Source organism: Vibrio furnissii CIP 102972 (genome assembly GCF_000176175.1).
Lineage (GTDB): Bacteria > Pseudomonadota > Gammaproteobacteria > Enterobacterales > Vibrionaceae > Vibrio > Vibrio furnissii.
The window spans coordinates 624,243-645,544 of sequence record NZ_ACZP01000014.1 but is presented as its reverse complement, the minus strand read 5'-3'; the positions used below and the strand labels follow the sequence as shown (position 1 = coordinate 645,544).

At 51.2% G+C, this 21,302-nt stretch carries 21 protein-coding genes; 5 read left to right on the top strand and 16 right to left on the bottom strand.

The genetic code is table 11. The features are described from left to right. The first annotated feature begins 1 nt into the window (after window position 1). Window positions 2-832, top strand: coding sequence for a MalM family protein (locus VFA_RS13165; RefSeq protein ID WP_004727336.1), 831 nt, complete (start codon window positions 2-4; stop codon window positions 830-832). A gap of 186 nt (window positions 833-1,018) precedes the next feature. Next, window positions 1,019-2,182, top strand: coding sequence for a tetratricopeptide repeat protein (locus tag VFA_RS13160; protein ID WP_004727335.1), 1,164 nt, complete (start codon window positions 1,019-1,021; stop codon window positions 2,180-2,182). Between the two features lie 73 nt (window positions 2,183-2,255). On the opposite strand, the gene sstT is transcribed toward VFA_RS13160, so the two are convergent. From sstT to VFA_RS13130, 6 genes are all read right to left on the bottom strand, one after another. Beyond that, window positions 2,256-3,473 (bottom strand): serine/threonine transporter SstT, encoded by a 1,218-nt coding sequence (sstT, locus tag VFA_RS13155; RefSeq protein ID WP_004727334.1) that lies wholly within the window; start codon window positions 3,471-3,473, stop codon window positions 2,256-2,258. A 237-nt stretch (window positions 3,474-3,710) separates the two neighbouring features. After that, on the bottom strand, window positions 3,711-4,751 hold the full coding sequence (gene rsgA / locus VFA_RS13150; RefSeq protein ID WP_004727333.1) for a ribosome small subunit-dependent GTPase A: 1,041 nt from the start codon (window positions 4,749-4,751) through the stop codon (window positions 3,711-3,713). 300 nt (window positions 4,752-5,051) lie between these two features. Then, window positions 5,052-5,495: a copper chaperone PCu(A)C gene (locus VFA_RS13145; protein WP_004727332.1), complete on the bottom strand. Its 444-nt coding sequence runs from the start codon at window positions 5,493-5,495 to the stop codon at window positions 5,052-5,054. Window positions 5,496-5,499: 4 nt separating this feature from the next. Beyond that, complete coding sequence (locus tag VFA_RS13140; RefSeq protein ID WP_004727331.1) at window positions 5,500-6,096, bottom strand: SCO family protein; 597 nt, start codon at window positions 6,094-6,096, stop codon at window positions 5,500-5,502. Beyond that, window positions 6,093-6,521: a hypothetical protein gene (locus tag VFA_RS13135; protein ID WP_004727330.1), complete on the bottom strand. Its 429-nt coding sequence runs from the start codon at window positions 6,519-6,521 to the stop codon at window positions 6,093-6,095. Before VFA_RS13135 ends, VFA_RS13140 begins: the two co-directional genes overlap by 4 nt. A gap of 191 nt (window positions 6,522-6,712) precedes the next feature. Next, window positions 6,713-7,633 (bottom strand): polyprenyl-phosphate transporter, encoded by a 921-nt coding sequence (locus tag VFA_RS13130; RefSeq protein WP_004727329.1) that lies wholly within the window; start codon window positions 7,631-7,633, stop codon window positions 6,713-6,715. Window positions 7,634-8,213: 580 nt separating this feature from the next. Between VFA_RS13130 and gltS the strand changes: the two genes are divergently transcribed. Then, entirely contained in the window at window positions 8,214-9,440 is a 1,227-nt protein-coding gene (gene gltS, locus VFA_RS13125; protein ID WP_004727328.1) for a sodium/glutamate symporter, read from the top strand. A gap of 80 nt (window positions 9,441-9,520) precedes the next feature. Here the strand turns inward: gltS and VFA_RS13120 are convergent, their stop codons facing one another. Then, window positions 9,521-10,270, bottom strand: coding sequence for a flagellar brake protein (locus tag VFA_RS13120; protein ID WP_004727327.1), 750 nt, complete (start codon window positions 10,268-10,270; stop codon window positions 9,521-9,523). A gap of 134 nt (window positions 10,271-10,404) precedes the next feature. On the opposite strand from VFA_RS13120, the gene VFA_RS13115 reads away from it, so the two are divergent. Further along, on the top strand, window positions 10,405-10,689 hold the full coding sequence (locus VFA_RS13115) for a GNAT family N-acetyltransferase (RefSeq protein ID WP_004727326.1): 285 nt from the start codon (window positions 10,405-10,407) through the stop codon (window positions 10,687-10,689). Here the strand turns inward: VFA_RS13115 and VFA_RS13110 are convergent. The 3 genes from VFA_RS13110 to VFA_RS13100 all read right to left on the bottom strand — a co-directional run bounded on the left by VFA_RS13110 (window position 10,680) and on the right by VFA_RS13100 (window position 12,512). Further along, complete coding sequence (locus tag VFA_RS13110; RefSeq protein WP_004727325.1) at window positions 10,680-10,865, bottom strand: hypothetical protein; 186 nt, start codon at window positions 10,863-10,865, stop codon at window positions 10,680-10,682. The two genes, VFA_RS13115 and VFA_RS13110, sit on opposite strands and share 10 nt — an antisense overlap. A gap of 71 nt (window positions 10,866-10,936) precedes the next feature. Continuing rightward, a complete protein-coding gene (locus tag VFA_RS13105) occupies window positions 10,937-11,428 on the bottom strand; it encodes a GNAT family N-acetyltransferase (RefSeq protein ID WP_004727324.1) in 492 nt (163 codons plus the stop codon). A 115-nt stretch (window positions 11,429-11,543) separates the two neighbouring features. After that, window positions 11,544-12,512, bottom strand: a complete 969-nt coding sequence (locus VFA_RS13100; RefSeq protein WP_004727323.1) for an endonuclease/exonuclease/phosphatase family protein — start codon at window positions 12,510-12,512, stop codon at window positions 11,544-11,546. Between the two features lie 140 nt (window positions 12,513-12,652). Here VFA_RS13100 and VFA_RS13095 point away from each other — a divergent pair, with 140 nt between their 5' ends. Then, the gene (locus tag VFA_RS13095) at window positions 12,653-13,828 is read left to right on the top strand and encodes an MFS transporter (RefSeq protein ID WP_004727322.1); all 1,176 of its coding nucleotides are present in this window, start codon (window positions 12,653-12,655) and stop codon (window positions 13,826-13,828) included. Window positions 13,829-13,880: 52 nt separating this feature from the next. On the opposite strand, the gene VFA_RS13090 is transcribed toward VFA_RS13095, so the two are convergent. From VFA_RS13090 to deoD, 6 genes are all read right to left on the bottom strand, one after another. Next, window positions 13,881-15,011, bottom strand: a complete 1,131-nt coding sequence (locus VFA_RS13090; protein ID WP_004727321.1) for an HlyD family secretion protein — start codon at window positions 15,009-15,011, stop codon at window positions 13,881-13,883. After that, entirely contained in the window at window positions 15,011-15,388 is a 378-nt protein-coding gene (locus VFA_RS13085) for a DUF3302 domain-containing protein (RefSeq protein ID WP_038151750.1), read from the bottom strand. Before VFA_RS13085 ends, VFA_RS13090 begins: the two co-directional genes overlap by 1 nt. 209 nt (window positions 15,389-15,597) lie before the next feature. Continuing rightward, window positions 15,598-17,178, bottom strand: a complete 1,581-nt coding sequence (locus VFA_RS13080) for a GGDEF domain-containing protein (protein WP_004727318.1) — start codon at window positions 17,176-17,178, stop codon at window positions 15,598-15,600. Further along, window positions 17,159-18,646: a tetratricopeptide repeat protein gene (locus VFA_RS13075; protein ID WP_004727317.1), complete on the bottom strand. Its 1,488-nt coding sequence runs from the start codon at window positions 18,644-18,646 to the stop codon at window positions 17,159-17,161. The genes VFA_RS13080 and VFA_RS13075 overlap by 20 nt, the downstream gene beginning before the upstream one ends. A gap of 161 nt (window positions 18,647-18,807) precedes the next feature. Further along, entirely contained in the window at window positions 18,808-20,277 is a 1,470-nt protein-coding gene (locus VFA_RS13070; protein ID WP_004727316.1) for a hypothetical protein, read from the bottom strand. 67 nt (window positions 20,278-20,344) lie between these two features. Continuing rightward, the gene (gene deoD, locus VFA_RS13065; RefSeq protein ID WP_004727315.1) at window positions 20,345-21,055 is read right to left on the bottom strand and encodes a purine-nucleoside phosphorylase; all 711 of its coding nucleotides are present in this window, start codon (window positions 21,053-21,055) and stop codon (window positions 20,345-20,347) included. Window positions 21,056-21,302: the final 247 nt, after the last annotated feature.

Here is a 21,302-nt window from a genome sequence, read left to right as displayed (position 1 = left end):
AATGAAGAAAATGTGGGTACTCGCTCTGAGTGTTGCTGGTTTGATGGGCTGTACATCATCGAACGAACCTAATAGTTACGTAGATGTAAATCAGACGGATGTTTGTTGTGAGTCCCTGAGTGGCGCGCCTTGGGCGGCATTAGAACTCAACGAAGATTTGAACTTTGGTTTAGATGCCAGTTCACCAGTATGGCAGTTTGATACGGGCAAAAGCTACTTTGCTGCGTTTCAGTTTGCTGATCGCTCCGGCAATGTTGACGTTCGTATTCGTAGTGTGATGCAAGAGGGACGCGTACTGAAACCTGCCGTTCAGTTGCTAGATACCAGCTTTAACGTTGTGCGCACGATCTCCTCGGATCAATTTAAAACCCTTTTTTCTGATGCGCTTTCCCGCAACCGATTTGAAATCGAGCTCAGCGTGAATGCAAAACAAACGCCTTATCTCGTGATTTATAGCGAGACCAATGCATTGGGTGAAAAAGTCACCGTTCCTCATCCAGCGAAGCTACGCGCCGAGCAATCGGGTGATCCACTGCCTATCGTCACTGACCCGACTTATGCAACCTCATCCAGTGGTCAACTTGAGCTCAAGGTAGAGACTAAAACCATGGTTGGTGGCTTTGCGTCAGCGCATCTAAAGAGCAACGTGCCGGTGCAACCTGTGACGGTGCAACCAGACACCAAAGCCTATTACTTCTCAACCATCGAAAAAGCGGTGGCCGCCAACGATATTCCGAAAGCACTGAGCTTGTTGGATGAAGCCAAAGCGTTGGGGATTGAAGGGGCACAAGAAGTCTTTGTCAAAGCGGTGAACCGTAAATCGGCGCAATAAGCCTGTCTGATTGAAACGCGCCGTGTAGCACAATTCTTGTTGCGAACGATTTTGTAAGTACCGCACTTCGTCAGGAGTGCGGTACTATTGTTTTTATCTGGAGACAAACTGTAACGTCTGGTGAGAATTAAGTTTTTGCTATTTCAGCCGATACAGTCACAAAGACTGAGTTAAGAACCTTATTTGATGAATACTATTGGGATTGCGATCGGGGCAACAGGGTTGTCACTGATTCTGATATTTGTGTGGATGATTTCGCTGTCTGTTCGCAAGAAGAGACTCGAAGCGGAAAAGAAAGCCCGCGAAGAAGCCTATCGCAAAGCACTGGAACGCCAGCGCGATCAAGAACGTAAAGAGCGTCTGTACAAGGCGGAATCCGGTCATGTGCCGACGATGCTTTACCTGGCCAAAGAAGCCGAGCGGACCAACCTTCGAGAAGCGCTATTCTGGTACGAAAAAGCAGCACATAACGACAACATTACCGGCATGTACGGGATTGTGCGCATTTGCCAACGGATTCGTGATGATGTGATCCTCAAGGAAAAAGCCAAATTCTGGCAGAACTGCATTCAGGGTCAGGAAGGGGATCTGGCGGCGAAGTATGAAACGGGTCGTGCGTTGGTGTATGGCCGTGGGATTGAAGTGGATGTGTCGAAAGGCATTGCCATGATTCAAGATGCGGCAGAAGACAAATACATCGATGCCATGATGTTTATGGGCGACTGGTGTGTCTCCAAAGACAACATCGCGCCAGCGCCGGGCGATTCGACCTATTGGTATTCCAAAGCTGCAAAACTCAACAGCTTGGAAGGCATGATGAAGCTGGGCATCAACTACATCAAAGGTGTGGGCGTCGCGGCAGATTTCCTCAAAGGGGTGTACTGGCTCGAACGCGCCAGTGAGAAAGGGTATGCAGAAGCGATGTACTGCGCCGGTGAAGCGTGGATTGATCGCGGGGCCAATGGCAATGCGATTGCCTACATCTGGCTGTTTCTTTCGGCTTACTTTGGTTACGAGCCCGCGAAAGTGCTACGCGACCAAGTGGGCGGGCGCATCGGCGTGGATTCAGTGGTCGGGCTGCAATCGCTGGCGAAACCTCTGCAACAAAAAATTCGTTCGGGGACGGTCAGTAAACACGCGATTATTCGCGCGCTGAACAAGCTCTACAAACGGGGCGTGCCGGTGCCGAAAAAAGGGGAATCGATGCAAGATGATGAGATTGCTGATAGCACCAGTGATGGCATTTTCGATGAGTTGGATGGCGGCATGATGGCAGAGCCAGCCGCTCAGCCGACGGAAGAGAAACCCGCGCCGTTAAACTTCTCGCAGACCTCGATGGATAAACACTGATGGCCTGATACGAACCACCAGAGACAAAAAAAGCCCCGACATGTCGGGGCTTTTTTGATCGCCTAAGACGCGCTTAAGCGGAAGGTTTGTGTTGTGATTGGCAAACGGCTGCCGTAAACACCACGTCGGTTGAGCTGTTCAGCGCGGTTTCTGCTGAGTCCTGAATCACACCGATAATAAAGCCAACCGCCACGACTTGCATCGCCACGTCGTTTGAAATACCAAACAGGCCACACGCCAGTGGAATCAGCAGGAGAGAGCCACCCGCAACGCCCGATGCGCCACACGCAGAGACTGCCGCTACCACGCTCAGGAGCAGTGCAGTCAGCAGGTCGATTTGAATGCCCATGGTGTGAACCGCCGCCAGCGTCAGTACGGTGATGGTAATTGCTGCGCCTGCCATGTTGATGGTTGCACCCAGAGGGATAGATACGGAATACGTGTCTTCATCCAGCTTCAGTTTTTCACACAGCGCCATGTTCACAGGAATGTTCGCCGCACTTGAACGGGTGAAGAATGCCGTGACGCCACTTTCACGTAGGCATTGGAAAACCAATGGGTATGGGTTGGTGCGTGTTTTGACATAAACAATGATTGGGTTCACGACCAGTGCAATGATCGCCATCGCGCCCAGTAGGACCGCAAGCAGTTGCGCGTAGCCAGCCAGTGCATCAAAACCGGTGGTTGCAAAGGTTGATGCAACCAAGCCGAAGATACCAAATGGCGCCAAACGAATGATGAAACGCACGATTTGTGAAACGCCGTGGCTTAGATCTTCGAACACGGCTTTGGTGGTCGCAGATGCATGGTGTAGTGCCAAACCTAGGCCGACCGCCCACGCCAGAATACCGATGTAGTTGGCAGACATCAGCGCGTTCACTGGGTTATCAACCAGTTTGAACAGCAGGGTTTGCAGAACTTCTGCGATGCCTTGAGGCGGCGTTGCGCCTTCAGCACCAGCAACTAACGTCAGGGTCGTCGGGAACAGGAAGCTCAGTACCACGGCAGTCAGCGCAGCGGTAAAGGTGCCAAAAAGGTAGAGTACGACGATAGGACGCATGTAAGTGTGTTGGTTTTTCTTTTGGTTGGCGATAGACGCCGCCACCAGAATAAAGACCAGAATTGGTGCGACTGCTTTGAGTGCACCCACGAAAAGGCTTCCGAGTAGCCCAGCACTTTGCGCAGTATCCGGCGCGGCAACCGCCAGCACAGCACCAAGAATGATACCGGCTAGGATCTGCAGCACGAGGTTACCACGAGCAAAACGGGCAAAAATATTGTTGCTTTGCATAGTTATCCCTGTAATGAATATATGATTCGATTTGTAGTTATTTCAGTGGATATCACTGAATAAGGCCAATATTAACGTGACGGGATAATGTGTCTAGGATTAATTGATAATTAGAACAAAAAATTACCAGATATGTTGAAATGCAACGCATTTTAGAGTTGATGTTAAAAATATGTAGCGAATGGGTTTGAAAATAGAGGGCGAACATTCACCCTCTATTGGGTTAATACGCAGTTTTTATGACTGCTTGATTATCTGTGCATGACGAACCATTTTGCTGAAGCGGCGATGTCTTGCGTGCCGCTCGGCAATGGTCTCGCTGTTATAGAGCTGTTCTGCGAGTAATTTCTGATAATTTCTCAATCGTCTCGCATCCAATTCTCCGGTTTCGAGCGCGCGCTGAACGGCGCATCCCGGTTCAGACTGGTGTTGGCAATCACCGAAGCGGCACTGCTGCGCGAGTGATGCGACATCGGCAAAGGTTTCTGCAACACCGTGTTCACAATCAGCAATTTGCAGCTCACGCATGCCCGGTGTATCGAGCAACAGTGCGCCCTCCGGCATCGGTAACAAGAAGCGTGCGGTGGTGGTGTGACGTCCTTTGCTGTCTTGTTCGCGAATGCCACCGGTGCTCTGGATGGTTTCGCCCATCAAGGTGTTGACCAACGTCGACTTCCCGACGCCGGATGAGCCCATGACGGCGACCGTACTGCCGGTTTTGCACCATGCATGCAGCACCTGGCAACTGTCGTGGTCGAGTGCGTTGATGGTTTCGACATTGAGCAGCGGGCTAAGCGCTTGTACGTCGCGGCGCTTCGCTTCGCCATCGGTGCATAAATCTGCTTTCGTCAGCACGATAACTGGCTCAACTTGGGCTTCTCGTGCCAACGCCAGATAACGCTCGATGCGGCTGAGATTAAAGTCCTGATTGAGCGAGGAGACGATAAACAACGTATCGACGTTGGCCGCTATCAACTGCTCATAGGCGCGGCTGCCGGCTGCTTTGCGCCGAAACAGCGATTGGCGGTCTAACAAGCGCACAAACTGCTGGTTGCTATCGATCAAAATCCAATCGCCGACCGTCATCGCGGGAAGTTTCGCGTGAATGTCGAGATGAAATTCTCCGTGCTCGCTCCAGCAAACATAACCGCTGCGATGGTGCGCGGCGATGCGGGCGAAAACAGTATGTTCGCTCTCTTCCAAGCTCAGTTGTTGTTGGAATACAGGTCGCCACCCTAACTGTGGCAGTGAGAGAGTATGTGTATTGATTAAACTCATTTGGTTACCCCAGACAGACGCAAAAACGCTGCCTTGAACGCATGAAATATCGCTAGGGTCGAAATGGTATTGTGTGACCCCGGTTAAGAACACCGGGCAATTCTAGGGAAGGAAAGGTGAGCTATTGGGTTACGCTTTCTTCACTGAACTTGCGCGGTGGTGAGTGATTACAATCATTAAAATCCTCCAAATATTGAGTGGGCTGAATGCGCAGACATCATAGCAAAAGAGATGGGGAATCCCATCTCTTTTTGATCAGGCTGCGACTTTCGCCACAGGTTGATAAGGTTGTGCCAAACATCAGTGATGTTGCATACCGTTCATGACTTTTTTCACTGGCGCAGTAAACGACTGTTGCTCCCCGTTTTTAAATGTCAGTTGAACCTCAATGGCTTCGCCTTCGTGGAACGGTTGTTTCAGGTCGAACAGCATGATGTGAAAACTGCCCGGTTGTAGCGTCAGTGAACCGTGCGCAGGCAGGGTGAAGGCTTCCACTTGACGCATTTTCATGACGTCTCCGTCTTTGAGCACATCGTGCAATTCCACTTTTCCGGCTGCTGGCGTTGAGGCTGCCACAATGTAGCGCGCGTGGTCGCCAGTGTTGGAGAGTTCAGCAAAGACTGCGCTGGTGGGCGCATTGGGCGGTGTGGCGCGTGCATACGGGTGATGCACCATGACGTCGGATTGGGCGTAACTCAGCGGGCTGAGAAGCAGACTGGCCAACACAACAGCTTTCAATTTCATGTCACTATCCTTTTGATGTATTTATTGTTTTTTTAATTGCATCCACGATCGGAGCTGGGTTTTGGGTATGCGGTACTTTGGTGATAAGCGTGCCGTCTGGTTGAAGGAAGTAAAAATAGGAGCTGTGATCCAAGGTGTATTTCAACTCAGAGTTCGGCAATTCGGTTTTGCGGAAAATCACGCCGTAGCGGTGAGCCAGTGCGGTGGTCACGTCTAAGGGCGCTGACAAACCTTCAATCATGGGGTGGAAATAGTGCGCGTAGGTCGCCGACGCTTGTGCATTGTCCCGTTCCGGATCGAGTGACACAAACATCGGGCGCACTTGGCTTTGCGTGTCGGCATCCAGTTCATTGAGCGCGCCAGCCAGCATGGCCAGAGACGTTGGGCACACATCCGGGCAACGGGTAAAGCCAAAATAGACAATGCGAATGCGTGGATCGCTGGCGTCAAAGATATTCACGGCTTGGTTGTCTTGGCCGAACAGGGTGACCGTGGATGAATCGGCGAGGTTCGTCGGCTCAGGTTGCGCGTCAAGGTAGCTTTTGAAACCAAAGCCAAGTACGAACGCGACCACCAGAATCAGGGACCAGTTTTTACTCATCGTTGCATCCTTATCGCGGGATAAACTGTGGTATGTCCATCGGTCAGAGTGCCAACCCAAGTCATGTGGGCGGTGGTGCAGACCGGCAACATCAAATCAGCGCCGAAACGTCCATCGCCACGGCGTTTCAAGACAAACTTGGTTTGACCCATATCCATTTCAAGTCCTTCTAGGGTTAACAGCAAGGTGTCTTGCGCGGCGTTGGGCCAATCGACTTCAAGCGGTGTTGCGACCAATGGATGAGCGGTATCGTGAGCGAGTGTCATGCCCACGCCGTTTTGATCGCAGCGCTGCGTTGAGAGCGTACAATAGCGACTCAGGTCTTTGGGAGGTGAGTCAGCCTGAAAATAACCAATCAGGTCGTTGGCGAAAAAGCCGGCTAGCAGTGCGGCAATCACCACCATCAAACGAAATGCTCTGCGCATAGATCTTCCTCATCACGCCGCAGCATTGGGCTGCGTTCAAAGGGTTTCGAGCGACCATCGGCTCGGAATCAAGAAAGCGGCATGGTAGCACAAGGGATGATCAGCGGTTGTGAGCGAACGAGAAAACTGTGCTGGCAGTCATGCAAACAAAAAAGGTGGCCGAAGCCACCTGAGATTGAGTGATACACGTATTAGACGTCGTGCGTTTTGGCAAATCGTTCCAGCCCCAGCACCAGCAGGATGGCACACAGCATCAACACAATGGCGATGCCGAGGTGAGCCGGTTGTGACGTCACGGCCTCAAAATTAAATGGGCTCAGGTTATGTTCAACCAACGGCACTTGTTCGCCGTGTGAGTTCACGCGCCAGCTAATGGTCTCTTTCCACGGCCAGATCTTCGGCAGCGTGCCCAGCATGAGGCCCGTTAGGAATGCCAGCGTCACGTCGCGGTAGTGCTTGAGTAGCCAAGACAGCACATGAGAAAAACTCAGCAAACCAATCACACAGCCCAGTAGAAACAGGCTCAGCACATCGATTTGTAAAGATTTCACCGCGCCAAGGACCGGCGTGTACATGCCTATCAGCAGGAGAATGAAGCTGCCTGAAATGCCGGGCAGGATCATCGCGCAGATGGCAATGCCGCCCGCAATAAGAATGTTCAGGCTGGTAAATTCCATGTTCAGCGGTTTTAACACCGTGATTGCGTAGGCAAAAGCCACTCCGAGTATGAGAAAGGCCCAGCGAGATAATGTCCTGTGCTCAATCTGTTTGAGGATGTGGTACACCGACACCAGAATCAAACCAAAGAAAAACGACCAGATAGGAATCGGGTGCGTCACCAGTAGCCACGAGATCAGCTTAGCGAGGGTGAGAATGCTGGTGAATATGCCGCCAAACAGCGCAATCAGAAAACCACCATTGATGTGACGAAACGCGGCGGCGAATCCTTCCTGTTTCCACAAGCGAAGCAGGCTTGGGTTGATACGACGAATGCTTTCCAGCAGCGTGTCATACACACCCGTGATGAAAGCAATCGTACCGCCAGACACGCCCGGAACGACGTCTGCGGCGCCCATCGCGATGCCTTTCAAAAACGTACTCAAGTAATTCATTGAAAACCTTAATTGGGACCAACTGAAGCGGGGATTATACCGAAAAATGGCCGCTGAATCCGATCGAACAATGAGGATTGGCAAAAATTTAATACAAGGTTGCTCAGCATGCGGTTGAGTATCAGAATGCGCCGAATTGCAAATTGCAATTCGTAAAATGCAAAAATATTGTCGGTGTTTTATCAGAATTTGTGCTTTCCCGCCCAAAATAGCGCTTTTCAAGATGGCACGGTTAATGCATAATTCATTTCGACCCTTCTTAAAGCCGAGGGTCACCTAGCCAACTGACGTTGTTAGTGAATAGATACTTGTTCACATCATACATAAGCCAATCGCCGTTTTGCGATTGGCTCTTTTTTTTCTGGTTAGGTATTATGTCTCCCTTCACCTCCTCACACTGACTCATTTAGCTCAGTGAACAAGTTCTCATTTCAACATTGACACAGAGACGTGACGTAAAGTCACACCTAAGAGGTTTCTTTCGACGACACGGGTATGGTCGTTTATCAGAGCATGGCGCAGGTTGCCATCGCTTGTAGCTCATTAAGGAAGATGAGTGTGGATATACATTTGAGGTTATATGAATCACATTATCTCCGTCGGCACGCTGGAATCATTCCTGATCGCCATTAGCGTGTTATTTTTGGGGCATTTTATTAACGCCAAACTGCCGGTTTTAACCAAATTCAACATTCCTGAGCCCATCGTTGGCGGTTTGATTGTCGCCATTTTGATTACCGTGCTGCATTTCAATGGCATTGAGTTGGAATTCTCTTTACCGCTGCAGAACACGTTTATGCTGATGTTTTTCAGCACGGTGGGATTGGCCGCGAACTACACACAACTGGTGAAAGGTGGCGCGAAAGTGCTGGTGTTCCTGGCCGTTGCATCGTTCTTTATCATCATTCAAAACGGCGTGGGTGTGACGCTCGCGACCGCATTGGGGCTAGATCCGTTGATGGGCCTGATCGCCGGTTCCATTACGTTATCGGGTGGTCACGGCACGGGCGCGGCTTGGTCGCAAACGTTCAGTGAAAACTACGGGTTAGACCATTCACTGGAAATCGCCATGGCATCGGCCACCTTCGGCTTGATTGTGGGCGGTTTGATTGGCAGCCCAGTGGCGAAAAAGCTGATCGACAAGCACAACTTTGAATCGGAATATGGGCGCGGCACGCAGGCGCACAGCCGCTTCCCTGAGTTGGTGACATACAACGAGTACGAAGAAGACAAAGTGACCTCGAAGAAGGTGATTGAAGTGCTGTTTGTGCTGCTGATTTGTGTCACCGGCGCGCAGTATCTGGAAGGATGGGTCGAGTCATTTCATATCAGTTGGTTAATGATTCCAGATTTCGTCTACGCGCTGTTTATTGGCGTGTTCATCACCAACCTGTTGCAAGTGACCAAGGTGCACAAGCTGGATACGGACACGGTCGATATTCTCGGCACCGTGTCGTTGTCACTCTTTTTGGCGATGGCATTGATGAGCCTGAAGCTGTGGAACATTTTTGATTTGGCCATCCCTTTCCTGGTGATCTTGGCCGTTCAGTCGGTCGTGCTGGGTATTTTTGCTTACTTCGTGACTTTTAAAGTGATGGGGTCGAACTACGATGCGGCGGTGATTTCTGGCGGCCACTGCGGTTTTGGCTTGGGGGCCACACCGACCGCAGTGATGAACATGGGATCGCTGGTGAACCGTTACGGCCCGTCGCCACAGGCCTTCATGGTGGTGCCTATTGTGGGCGCGTTCTTCATCGACATCGTGAATCTGATTATTTTACAAGGTTACATCTCGTTTATCGGCTAACCCAACACGAACCAAAAGGCTCTGCAATGCAGAGCCTTTTTTATGATTCACAGTTGCCGAACGCGGCGAAAGGCGCGGTGTTATTCCACGTTCAGCGTCAGTTTAGTGCCGTTGAACTTCAATTGACCGAGCAGATTTTTGGCGTTGGTTTTGCCTTGATCGGTAAACTCCAACCCGTAGCGCGCGTAATGAATGGAGCGCTGTAAGTTACAGATGCGCCCAACCAAGGGGTCGAAAATTTTGCTGCCACGTTTGTCGGCGAAGATTTCAATCGAAACCTGATCACCCACTTGGTACGAACGGCCGAGCGGCGCCGTAATAAATCGACAACCACTTTTCGACAGATCGCGCACTTCACATTCCGATTTACGCTCGCCTTGATTCACTTTACCCGACAAGTTCACTTCATAACGCGGCTCTTTGCGTAGTTGCGTGACTTGCATGGTGTTTGGAATGGAAAGCATTGCCAAGGTGATCGGTTCGTGCATGATATGTAAAAGCTGACTGCGGAAATGAATCATTGCCCCTTCACCGCGAGGTGAAATCGCACGGACGTTAATCCAAAAGCCCTCTTGAAAGAAGTAGGTGAGGTCTTCGCTCGAGACCTGTGGCATTTCAATCAGCAGGTAGGTGTCAGAGTGGGTGCCGATGAATGGCGTTTTGCAGATAAATTTGGTGCCGACGGGAGTGGTAATGCTCAGTGTCAGTTCACTGCCGTGTTCGACCATCGCCAAAGCGTCGGTGCTATTGAGGGTCGAAATAGTTTTGTGGCGCGAGCTCACCTTGGAACCGCTGGGGTCGTGCTGAGTAGCCACTGACTGTGAACGCATGTCTCTCTCCGTATAACGTACTGCTTTATTTTTTGTTTTTCCTGCAGATTCAGCGATTTTATGACTACATACGGCGAGTTTCAATTCAGTTTTGCCATAATTTATTTGAGTTAATTATCAAATTTGGAGTGAGAATGAAAGAACAAGTGATACAAGATGCACAACAGCAATGCTTCAAAGTGCATTTGGAAGGGGACGAGTATGCGCTGGTACACTATGAATTGGCGCCTGGCGTCATGACGATTACGTCCACGCGCGTGCCAGAGCGTTTACAAGGCAAAGGGTATGGCAAAGTGATGATGGAAGCGGTGTTGCCCCTGATTGAGCAGCAAGGTTTGACCATCGTGCCGCAGTGCAGCTACGTGGATCACTATTTGACGCGCCACCCGCAGTGGCAGCATCTACGTCATCAATCTTGAGCGCGGTCTGACTGATCGCCTGCGTCCGTTAAGGGACAGTCTAAATCGGGCGGTGATTGGTGCAAGCGCTCAGGATGAGCGTGCAGTGCGTCAATCAATTCACGCTCGCGCTGAGCAAAATAAATGTTCTCTGCGGCTTGGCCGCGTAAACGCATCATGTCGACAAAATCCATCATTGCCACTCCTTACGTCCATCTAGGTAAGTATAGTGGCAAATGATGGGGTGAGCGCGCGATGGCGCGTGGGATTACGCGTTTATGCGAGCCATGTAGTAGGTGCTGATGAATTCGCCCTCGCGAAACACCGAATACTTGGCTTCCCCTTCAATTTCAAAGCCAAATTTCTTGTAACAGGCGATCGCTTTGGCGTTGTCACTGTTGACTTCGATTTGTACGCGTTTGATGTTGAGCCAGTTGTCGGCGAGGTTCAGCACGGTCTCAATCAGCTTGCTGCCAATGCCGTGGCCGTGAAATTCATCATGTACGCCAATACCAAAACTGGCGCAGTGTGCGGTTCTTTCCCGTTGCGAGACTTGCATACCGATGTTGCCGACCACACGGCCATCGACTTCCGCGACAAAACTAAAGACACCTTCTGGCATGGTTTCCAGTCGTTTTTGCCACATCGCGACGGTTGGGTGCGGCAGTTGCAGGGTTTCACGCTGTGCTTTGGGTTGGGCGTAAATATCGCATAAAGCGCGTGCGTCACTGACTTCTGTGGGTCTGATTATAATCTCCATGCTTTCCTTCTTTTTATCCGTTATTTTTTAATCAATCTAACTATTTCATGAACAAATGAAAAGCAGGGAATGAGCTTCAGGCGTGATATTCAGGATCGCGATTCAGGGTCATTATTCAGGAGAGATGGTCGAGTGATTTGGCACATTCGACTGTGACCGAGACCAACGCGTGATCGCTGGCAAAACGGTCGGTGTCGAAATGGGGGTTGATCAGGTGTTGGTCTTCAACATGGTAATCGCTCACGAGGGCGATGGGGTAATCAGCGTCGCGACTAAACTCGCTCGACAGCAAAATGTAGTCCAACACTTGGCCGGCAGCGCCAGTGTAGTGGGTCGGTTGGCGCTGCTCGTCGCCGCTGTGGCTAAACAACGTCCAGCTGTCCAACAGATGATAAGGAATCAGAGGACGACAGGTTTCCGGTTGACGAAAACGGTGCGTGGCACGCAGCGCGGCAAACTCCATGCTGCTCAAAACCTGATTGAAATCGCCCATCAAGACGACTGGATGTTGACGTTGCTGTTTGCGCTGGACGATGGCCTGATGCAGCAAATGCGCTTCCTGACCTCGTTGCATTGCCGATTGCCAGCGCCCCTGCAATTCCTGCTGCCACGCATCGACCAAGGTGTCGCCGATCGGTTCATGAAGCATCGGACGCTGCGACTTAAAGTGCACCACATACACATCCACCTGCCCCAGTGCAGGATGATTGAGCGTTGCACGCAGTGGTTTGCGATGAAAATGAAACCCGTCCAGCGATGTCTCGACGGCGGCCACTTCGCTGAGTGGAAAGCGCGACGCAATGCCCACCACCGGCGAGGAATAGATGTAGTCGTCACTGACGTGTGGCGTGTCGATGACCTCGAAATAGGGGTAGCCCAGCGCCGCCACTTGGTCGCGCAAGGCGTGCGGACTGAACACTTCTTGAAAGCCGATGACATCGGCGTTTAGTGCGGTCAGTTTTTGGCTCAGCCAGCGCTGTTTTTGTTGCCATTGCGTCTGCTCATAGATGTTGTTGAACTCATAAAACGCGTTCGGCGGTGCAAGGTAGTTGAATAAATTAGCGGTGGCAAAACGAACTTGCATAAAAACCTCGGGGTGACTCATCCTGCCTATGCTGCCGTGCAAACGATAGGTTGGAAAAGCGGGATGTGTTACAAAAGGTTACACCGGACCTAAGTTTGGGTAAACTGGCGTTCTGATGAACAAGGATGATAATAATTCTCATGGAAGCAAAGAACTGGCGTACGCCGCAAAACTTTCTGCTGATCATTTCCATTATTGTGCCGATCGCATTTTCAAGCTGGATGGCACTGCTCAACAATTTCGTGATCGAGAAAGCGCATTTTGACGGTGCGGATATTGGGTTGTTGCAAAGCGTGCGGGAAATCCCGGGCTTTTTGTCGTTTACCGCAGTGTTTGTGCTGTTGTTTATTCGTGAGCAACGCTTCTTGGTGCTTGCGCTGGGCATGCTCACGATTGGCACGGCGATCACCGGCTTTTTCCCCTCATTGGTTGGCTTGCTGCTCACCACGCTGTTGATGTCGACGGGGTTTCACTACTTTGAAACGCTCAAGCAATCTTTGTCATTGCAATGGCTGAAAAAAGAAGAAGCGCCGGAAATGCTGGGCAAGCTGATCTCCGTGGGGGCTTTGGCGTCGTTGCTGACGTATGGCGCGCTGTGGGTCATGCTGGAGCAATTGCATCTCAGTTTTCAATGGGTTTACGGCATCTCAGGAGGCGTGGCGTTCGCGCTGGTGGTCTTGCTGGCGTTTGCGTTTCCAGAGTTCAAATCAGAAACGCCGCAAAACAAGAAACTGGTGCTGAGAAAGCGTTACTGGCTTTACTATGCGTTGACCTTCATGAGTGGGGCTCGCCGCCAGATTTTCACGGTTTTTGCTGGGTTTCTGATGGTAGAAAAGTTTGGCTATTCAGCGGCCGACATCACCTTACTGTTTCTGATTAACTACGTATTCAACTTTTTGTTTGCCAAACGCATTGGCCGTTTCATTGGCGTGGTGGGCGAGCGCAAAGCATTGATGTTTGAGTATGTGGGGCTGATTTTTGTGTTTGTTGGCTACGGTTTGGTGACCGATGCCCATTGGGCTGCCGGACTGTATGTGGTCGATCATCTATTTTTTGCCTTGGCGTTGGCGATCAAAACCTACTTCCAAAAGATTGCCGATCCGGCTGATATGGCCTCGACCGCGGGCGTGGCGTTTACCATCAACCACATTGCGGCGGTGGTGATCCCTGTGAGTTTCGGTCTGCTTTGGTTGGTATCGCCTGCTGCGGTGTTTTATATCGGGGCGGGTATGGCGGGCGTGTCGCTGCTGCTGTCGCTCAACATTCCAAGGCAACCTGAAGAGGGCAATGAGGTGCGCGTGTTGCGCTGGAGTTGAAGCCTCGCTCAATCAAAAACCGCCGAAGTTCGGCGGTTTTTTTTCGTCAGGACTAATGATCCAGATACAGGTAGTTTTGCCAGCTTTTCATGCGAATTAACACTTTGCGCATGACGGAGATGTGCTCAAAGGTATCCGAGTAAACGGCAATTTCTGCGTTGGTGCCGAGTGGGAGATGGTATTCACTCATGTCATCGGTGATGCGCAGTTTCACCAAGACGCGCCCCTGCGTATTGAGTGCTTGTGTCCCTAGGAGTGAACCACGGGCCTGAATCTGGCCTTCTGCGATGGCCGGAATCACTTCGACCACTTCTCCTTTGAACACTTTGCCCGGCAGTGCGCGGAACAAAAACTCTGCGTCAAACCCCGGGTACAAGCGTTGCAGCGAGTTTTGGCGGAAAGCGCCGACGTAGAATTTCTCTTCGGTATGAATGAAGGTCATCACCGGCGCCAATGGCAGCGGTACTGCCATCATGCCCGGGCGCAGAGCCAGTTGGGTCACATAGCCATCGGTTGGGGCACGAACCACGGTTTCGCTCAGATTAAACTCCGCCTGAACCAACTCTGCTCGAATGCGCGCGACGGTGGTGTTTTCCCCATCAATTTGCGATTCAAAGGCCAGCTTGGTTTCGTTTTCAAATGCTTGAGCCGCCTCATAGCCGGCTTGCGCCCCTTTGTACGCTTGGCGGGTGGTATCGACTTGTTGCGCGGTAAATGCACCGCGTTTAAAGCCCTTTTCGTAACGTGCGAACTCGCGCTGCGCTTTATCGCGTTCAGCCTGCGCTTTGACTGTGGCAGCGGTGGCTTGTTTGTATTCCGCTTCCAGTCTCAACACATCTTGTTCTGCGGCGGCGAGCGCTGATTGTTTCTGAATGACGGCGGCTTCAAACGGAATGGGATCGATTTTGAACAAAATGTCGCCTTTGCGCAGTGGTGTATTGGGTTCCACGTCGACCTCAATCACTTTGCCGCGCACGCTCGAAACAATCGGCGTGGTGTTGTACACCTGACCACCAATGGCGGTGAAGGGGTGGTTGTAGTTCATCAGTAAAATCAGGGTACCGATCAGCACCACACCACCGAGTACCGCTGTGGGAACAGTCCATTTGTTGAGGGGAATTTTAAAAATTTTAAAGATCGCCACACACAGGGCGGTGTAGGTCAAAATGAGTAACAGATCCATCAGCGTTGCTCCTCATTGGGTTCGGCTTTGGTGGCTGTTGGCGCGGATTGTTTGAGCGCTGCCACTTCGGCTTTGAGCGTGTTGATTTCATCAATCAGTTCATCAACACGGTGATGGATGTCGTGCTGCTCTTCTTGTAATTGGGCAAACCCCCAGCCGCGGTCTTTGCGCCACAACGTGGCCCAAATCCATAGGAACGGCCATAACACGTGCAGCGTGAACAGGCTTACCCAGCCGGACACATGAATGGCGTCTTGATGGGGGTGGCCTCGTTCTTTGGCGATCTCATACGGAATGTCATGGATGACAATGATGCTGTAGAAGATAACCAAGGCAACAAAGATCAATAACCCGAGGGCAAAATAATCTAAAAACATGGTGAAGTCCTTGTAACCAAGTGAAGTGATTTGGCGTTAGTTTTTACATAACGCTTTATTTATATTAAACAAGTTTCCATTACTCATCGGAATATAATGCACTTGAGGAGAGGACATTGGCCGTGATTTTGGCCGTGGATCACGTTTTGTGGCGTGGCACATTAAAGCAGCACATTAAGGCTGTGCTGCTTTTGAGAAAGGACGAAGGGTTATTCTGTACAGACCTGATTGCGGCCGTTGGCTTTGGCTCGGTAGAGCGCTTTATCGGCGCGGTAGAAGGTACGCTGCGTATTTTCGCCATCGCGATGCAGTGTGACGCCCACACTCACAGTGAGGCCGCGTTCGCCGAGAATGTCTTGCCAATCGAATTGGTAGATACGCTCACGGAAGGCGTCGGCGTGCGTTGCGGCTTGCTCGAGCGTGGCATGTTCTAAAATCACCAAGAACTCTTCACCGCCAAAGCGAACGCAGGACGTGCCGCGAAAACGGAAGTAGCGGGCAATCTCGTTGGACACATTGACGATCGCTTTGTCCCCCACCAGATGGCTTAGTTCATCGTTGATGGATTTAAAGTGGTCGATGTCCACCACCAGAAACGCGAATGATGTTTCATTTAGCAGCAAATCTTTGAGTTTGACATCCAACCAGCGGCGGTTGTGCAGCTTGGTGAGTGGGTCAGTGAACACATCTTGCTGTAACTGCGCCACGGTGTTCTTTTGATTCTCGGTGGTTTCTTTGAGCTCGCGATTTTCCAGCTCCGACAAGATCAGTTTCAATTGCAGCTCAAAGCGTGCCAGCCTGCGTAGCTGAGTTGCACCCAGCTCGCTGATCGGAATTCGTTTCATCAGATCCGATTCAATGCGAAAGCCTTTCTTTTCGTAGTTCAGCGCGGTGCGATACAAGCCTTGGCGTTCACACACATCGCTGAACGCTTCGTACAGATGCTTTTCCAACATCGGTGCGACCAACTTCGGTAAACGCTTTTCGGTCGACTCCAGAATGAAGTTGGAAAAATGCGGCTTGTTGAGCGCGATTAAGCAGTAGGCTTTTTCGATGCGAATCATGTTCGACAGCCAGCTTGAGTGCACATTCCCCAGTGTAAATTGCACGTTGCCTAACATCGACAGCGCTTGTTCTAGCTTGCCTTGTTCACGGTAGAGCTTGGCTTGATAAAGCAGAATTTGCCCGGTCAAGGTTTTGTCGCTGACCAAAATACTCAGCTCTTCGCACTCTTTGATCAAATCGTTGGCCGCAGTAAAGCGGCGCAGGTGCAGATAGCAGGCGAGCATGTAAAGTTTGTAGCGCAGGCGCAGTGAACGACTGGAGATGGCGTGATCGATGCTGTCGATTTTTTGGTAGTAGCGCAGGGCGCGATTGTGATCGCCATAAGCGTCACACAAGTTACCCATGCCAAGCACGGCCAGCACGTAATCATCGATGTAGCCTTGTTCGACGGCAATGTTCGACGCTGAAATGTATTCAGTGAGCGCTGCGTTGTAGTCGCCTTGCTCCATCAAGCGTTCGCTGAGGCTGTTTTTCAACGACAGAATCAGTTCATAAGATGTACTGCCCAGCAGCAGTTGCAGCGCCGCGCGCAGCTCTTCGATACTGGTTGACAGTTGGTTCAGTTCGGCGCGGTATTCGGCACTGAACGTAAGGCTGAGCGCTTTTTCTTCCGCAGTTGAAGCCACGTGCTGGCGGACATGATCCCAGAAAATAATCGCTTCTTCACCGGACACGGACGTGGCATCAAGCCCGGCATCTTGAATTTTATTGAGTAGAGCTTCCATACGACTCTTCCTGTGGTGACATCTCTTCGAGTTGTTCGAGGGTAAACGGGAAACTCAGAATACTGTGCAGCGTCACGATGGGCTGTTCGCCGCTCAGCCCTTTGCGTTGCCACGGATAAATCGCGAGCATGTTGAGTAGCGTTTGATAGACCTGCTGGGCTGCGTCGTCTTTTTCGGCCAGCAGCAGCCCCAAACGTTGGCTGCTGAGGCGAGAGAGTAAATCTTGGGAGGCGCACAGCGAATGCACCAGTTCGGTACAGACATCGAGAAAGTGGGCGTCATGGTGCTGAATGACAATCACGGAATGGGTGGCGTGTTGCAGCTCGGCTTTAAACTGCACCATTTGTTCCCACCAATAGGTTTCAGACACCACATTCGACAGGTGCTTTTCCGGATCGTATTCATGTTGCGCGCGAACGCGGTTGATCAGCTTACGGGCGCGTTGTTCCAGTTGGCGTTTTGACGCTCGGGCTTTATCCAAACCGGCACGAATGGTTTGTTCACGTAGCATGGCGGTCGAAAATTGGCGGTATTTGCGAAAGGCGGCCAGCGCTGCGCGAAAATCCCCTTGTTCTTCTGCCACGCGTGATTGTTGGTAGCAAATTTGCGATAGCAATTCGCCGTTATCAAACTTGTCGGCTGAGGCTTCAGCGAGTTGCAGCAGTTCGGTCGCGTGATCGAGGTTTTTGCGCAGCAGTTCCAGCCGTGCTCGGCTGATAAACGAGTGGGCTTTCATCCACACTAAATCGTGTTTCACCGCGAGTTCGTGCGCGCGCTGGGTCGCTTCTTCCGCATCGCTGAGGCGCTCTAACCCCAGCAGTGCAAGGCCGCGAAAATCCCACACTTCGGCTTGCCAAGTGCGATCGGGATGGCCGCGTAACGCTTCCTCGGCCCCATCAAGTACGGTGAGCATTTCAACGTATTGGTTGAGCAGGTAGAGATCCCATGCCCACAAAATTCGCGCTTTGCCTTCCAGCCAGTGAATGCGCGTGTTATTGGCCACTTTCACCGCCAGCTCGTGAGTCGCACCCGCTAGTTTGTGTTCGTTGGTGATGCGCCACACGTTACCAAGGCCAATCAAACATTCGATCAGAATTTCGTTTTCTTCCACCAACGCCGCTTGTTCCAGTGCATTGATCCAGAATTGCTGCGCAGAGTAATACTTGGCTTGCCCCCAAAAATGCAGAGCATGTACATGAAGAATTTCCGGCAGGTAATCGTCGGTCTCGAGGCTGTTTTGGTAGGTAAAGGCTTGTTTGATGGTTTTGAGACCAGCGCGGTAATCCATATCACACCACAGACAGCGTGACATGATGATCAGCGATTGCAGAATACCGTCAGAAAACTCGATTTGTTTGGCCCGCGTTAAGCATTGCTCCGCCACCGCTAGCACTTGCTGCGGTTCAGACTCGATGCGGTGCCGAAGTTGGTCAATTTCAAGTTTAAGTAGGTACTGGCTTTTATCCAAACTGCATGATCCTTGGCTTTGCGGCTCTGAATGACAGCATCATTATATGGCGCTGTTCGGTTTTCGCACTCATTACAGCAATAAATTGAGCCGATTGACTAGCTATCGGCATATTTATTGACCTTAGTTCACATTTTTGGCTAGGTAAATCTTTCAAATGTTTAGGATAAAAGCTCTTTTAATGTCAACGGATGCTGAGTCAGCCCAAGGTTTTGCGCCGCTGTAAAGCCATGTTTATCCTGATAACACAGATTGTGCCACGCACGGAAAATATCCAGTAACGGTTGTAGCCCGCCCGGACGCAGTTTGCGACGTGGTTCATTGATGAAGGATTCAAACAGCAGTTGAAACCGTTGCTGATAGAACTCGATTTGACGAATCGAAGCCGATTGCAGCCACTGCTGCGGCTCACCATTGTCTCCGGCAAGGTAGCAAATGCCTTTGTCACCGTTCGCTTGGCTGGCAATGGCCCAGCGATCGCGCCACCACCCCATCAGCACGATATTGGTTTTGTTGAACTCGCCCATCGGCTGCCAACCGTGGTCTTCTTCCACGTACATCAAGTCGACGTTGTTGTCGCGAATGCGCGACAAGCACACGCTCAGTGCGGCTGCACGCAACACCGGATCTTGCGGCATGAAAATCGACACCCGTTTGCTTGCTTCGCACATATCCAGCACATGCAAGTAGTGGGCATAGGAGGTGTACGGTGGCCGAATCAACGCCCCTTTGGATGGGTAATGGAACACGGTCAGATTGCCCATCGGATCCTCGACGTTGCCGCGCGCCAGGATGGTTTGATATTTCTGGTCGATGCGTTCACGCAGAATCGGTGACGGATCAGGAACTGGCTGATTGGCTTCTGAAGAGTGTTCACGAGACACAAAACGAGCTGGAAAGCCATACGGATTGTGATCGACGCTGCCCGCAGGCTCTTCTTGCGCTGAGTAATTGACGTGCTGGCACAAAATGTAACCGGTTCGCGCATCGCCGGTTGCAATCCACAACACGCCGTTGTTGCTTTGTGGTTGCAGGGGCATGTAACGGGAGGCGAACTGGAAAGATTCGGCATGGTTGACCCAGCGCGCGTCGATCATCGCCAATTTACGGCGGCATCGACTGGCAACGTGATCGACATGATCGTAGAAGGTTTTGGGATTGATGCTGAGCTTGCGACAGATCTCGCGCACGGAATAGCCCATAAAGAGCAGGCCGAGCAAGGTCTCTTGAAAGCTGAGTTTCTTATTGGCACCGGACCATTTGTCCACGAAGGTGGCATGACACTGTTTACAACGATACCGTTGGCGGTCGCCGCTGTAGCCAAAGGCGTGATAGAGGTGCTTGTGGGTATGGACGGACAAGCCAACGTTGGCGCAGTCGTCATTGCGACATGCCGGCAGCCCTTCGCTGTGCAGCTGACGCAGGCGATGAAGTTCGTTGAGCACTTCACGGTTGTTAAGTAAGGGGGGGAAAGCTCCACATTCACGACAAACCATCGATGGACGCTTGGGGTTTGCGCGTTGCAGGACATAACGTTCTGCGTCACTCAGTCCAAAGTTGTCACACGCCAATGTTTTACAAAAGTTGAGTTGCAAACCATCAGCATCCGCCGGTAATTGGTCGTTAGACACGATCGCCCCCTCGGGGTAATTCTGGCAGCCGGCGGTTAAATCCGGCTGCGGAGTGTAAGTCTTCAAATTAGATATTGATTGCGGTTTCCAGAGCCACTTGCATCATGTCGTGGAATGATTTCTGACGATCTTCTGCGCTCAGTTTCTCGCCACGCAGAATGTGATCAGACACGGTCAGAATGGTCAGTGCACGTGCGCCGAGGTCGGCGGCAACACCGTAGATACCAGCCGCTTCCATATCAACACCCAAAATGCCAAGGTTTTTCATCTTCTCGAAGATTTCTGGCTCAGGTGTGTAGAACAGATCGGCGGAGAATACATTACCCACTTTGATCGGTACGTTTTTCGCACGCGCTTGATTGACTGCGGTTTCCAGCAGATCGTAGTCCGCAATGGCGGCGAAATCGTGGCCGCTGAAACGGATGCGGTTCACTTTCGAGTCCGTAGAGGCGCCCATGCCGATCACCACGTCCATCAGTTTGACGTCATCGCGTACTGCGCCGCAGCTACCGATACGGATAATGTTTTTCACGCCGTACTCAGCGATCAGTTCGTGAACGTAGATGCTGCACGATGGGATGCCCATGCCGTGGCCCATCACTGACACCTTTTTGCCTTTGTAGGTGCCGGTGTAGCCAAACATATTGCGAACGTCACAAACCTGTTGTACGTCTTCCAGGTAAGTTTCCGCAATGAATTTTGCGCGCAGTGGGTCACCTGGCATCAGCACAGTATCCGCAAAATCACCTGGTTGTGCATTAATGTGTGGGGTAGCCATCGTTTCTCTCCAAAGTAGGTCAGTCATCATATACACCGATACAAATTACGGTTTTTGTTGACTGATGAATCATCTGTTGCGGCAATACTAGCCAGTAACCCCAAGGCTCCTTGAGAGATTTGTCACAAAATGAGTCGGAGAGTGATTGATAAGCTCTATTGATAACTAAATGTGTTGAAAGTGGTAAGGCAATCGATTCGGGAAAACGTTTGATTTATTTGTACAAGAATTTTGTTTGTATAACTCT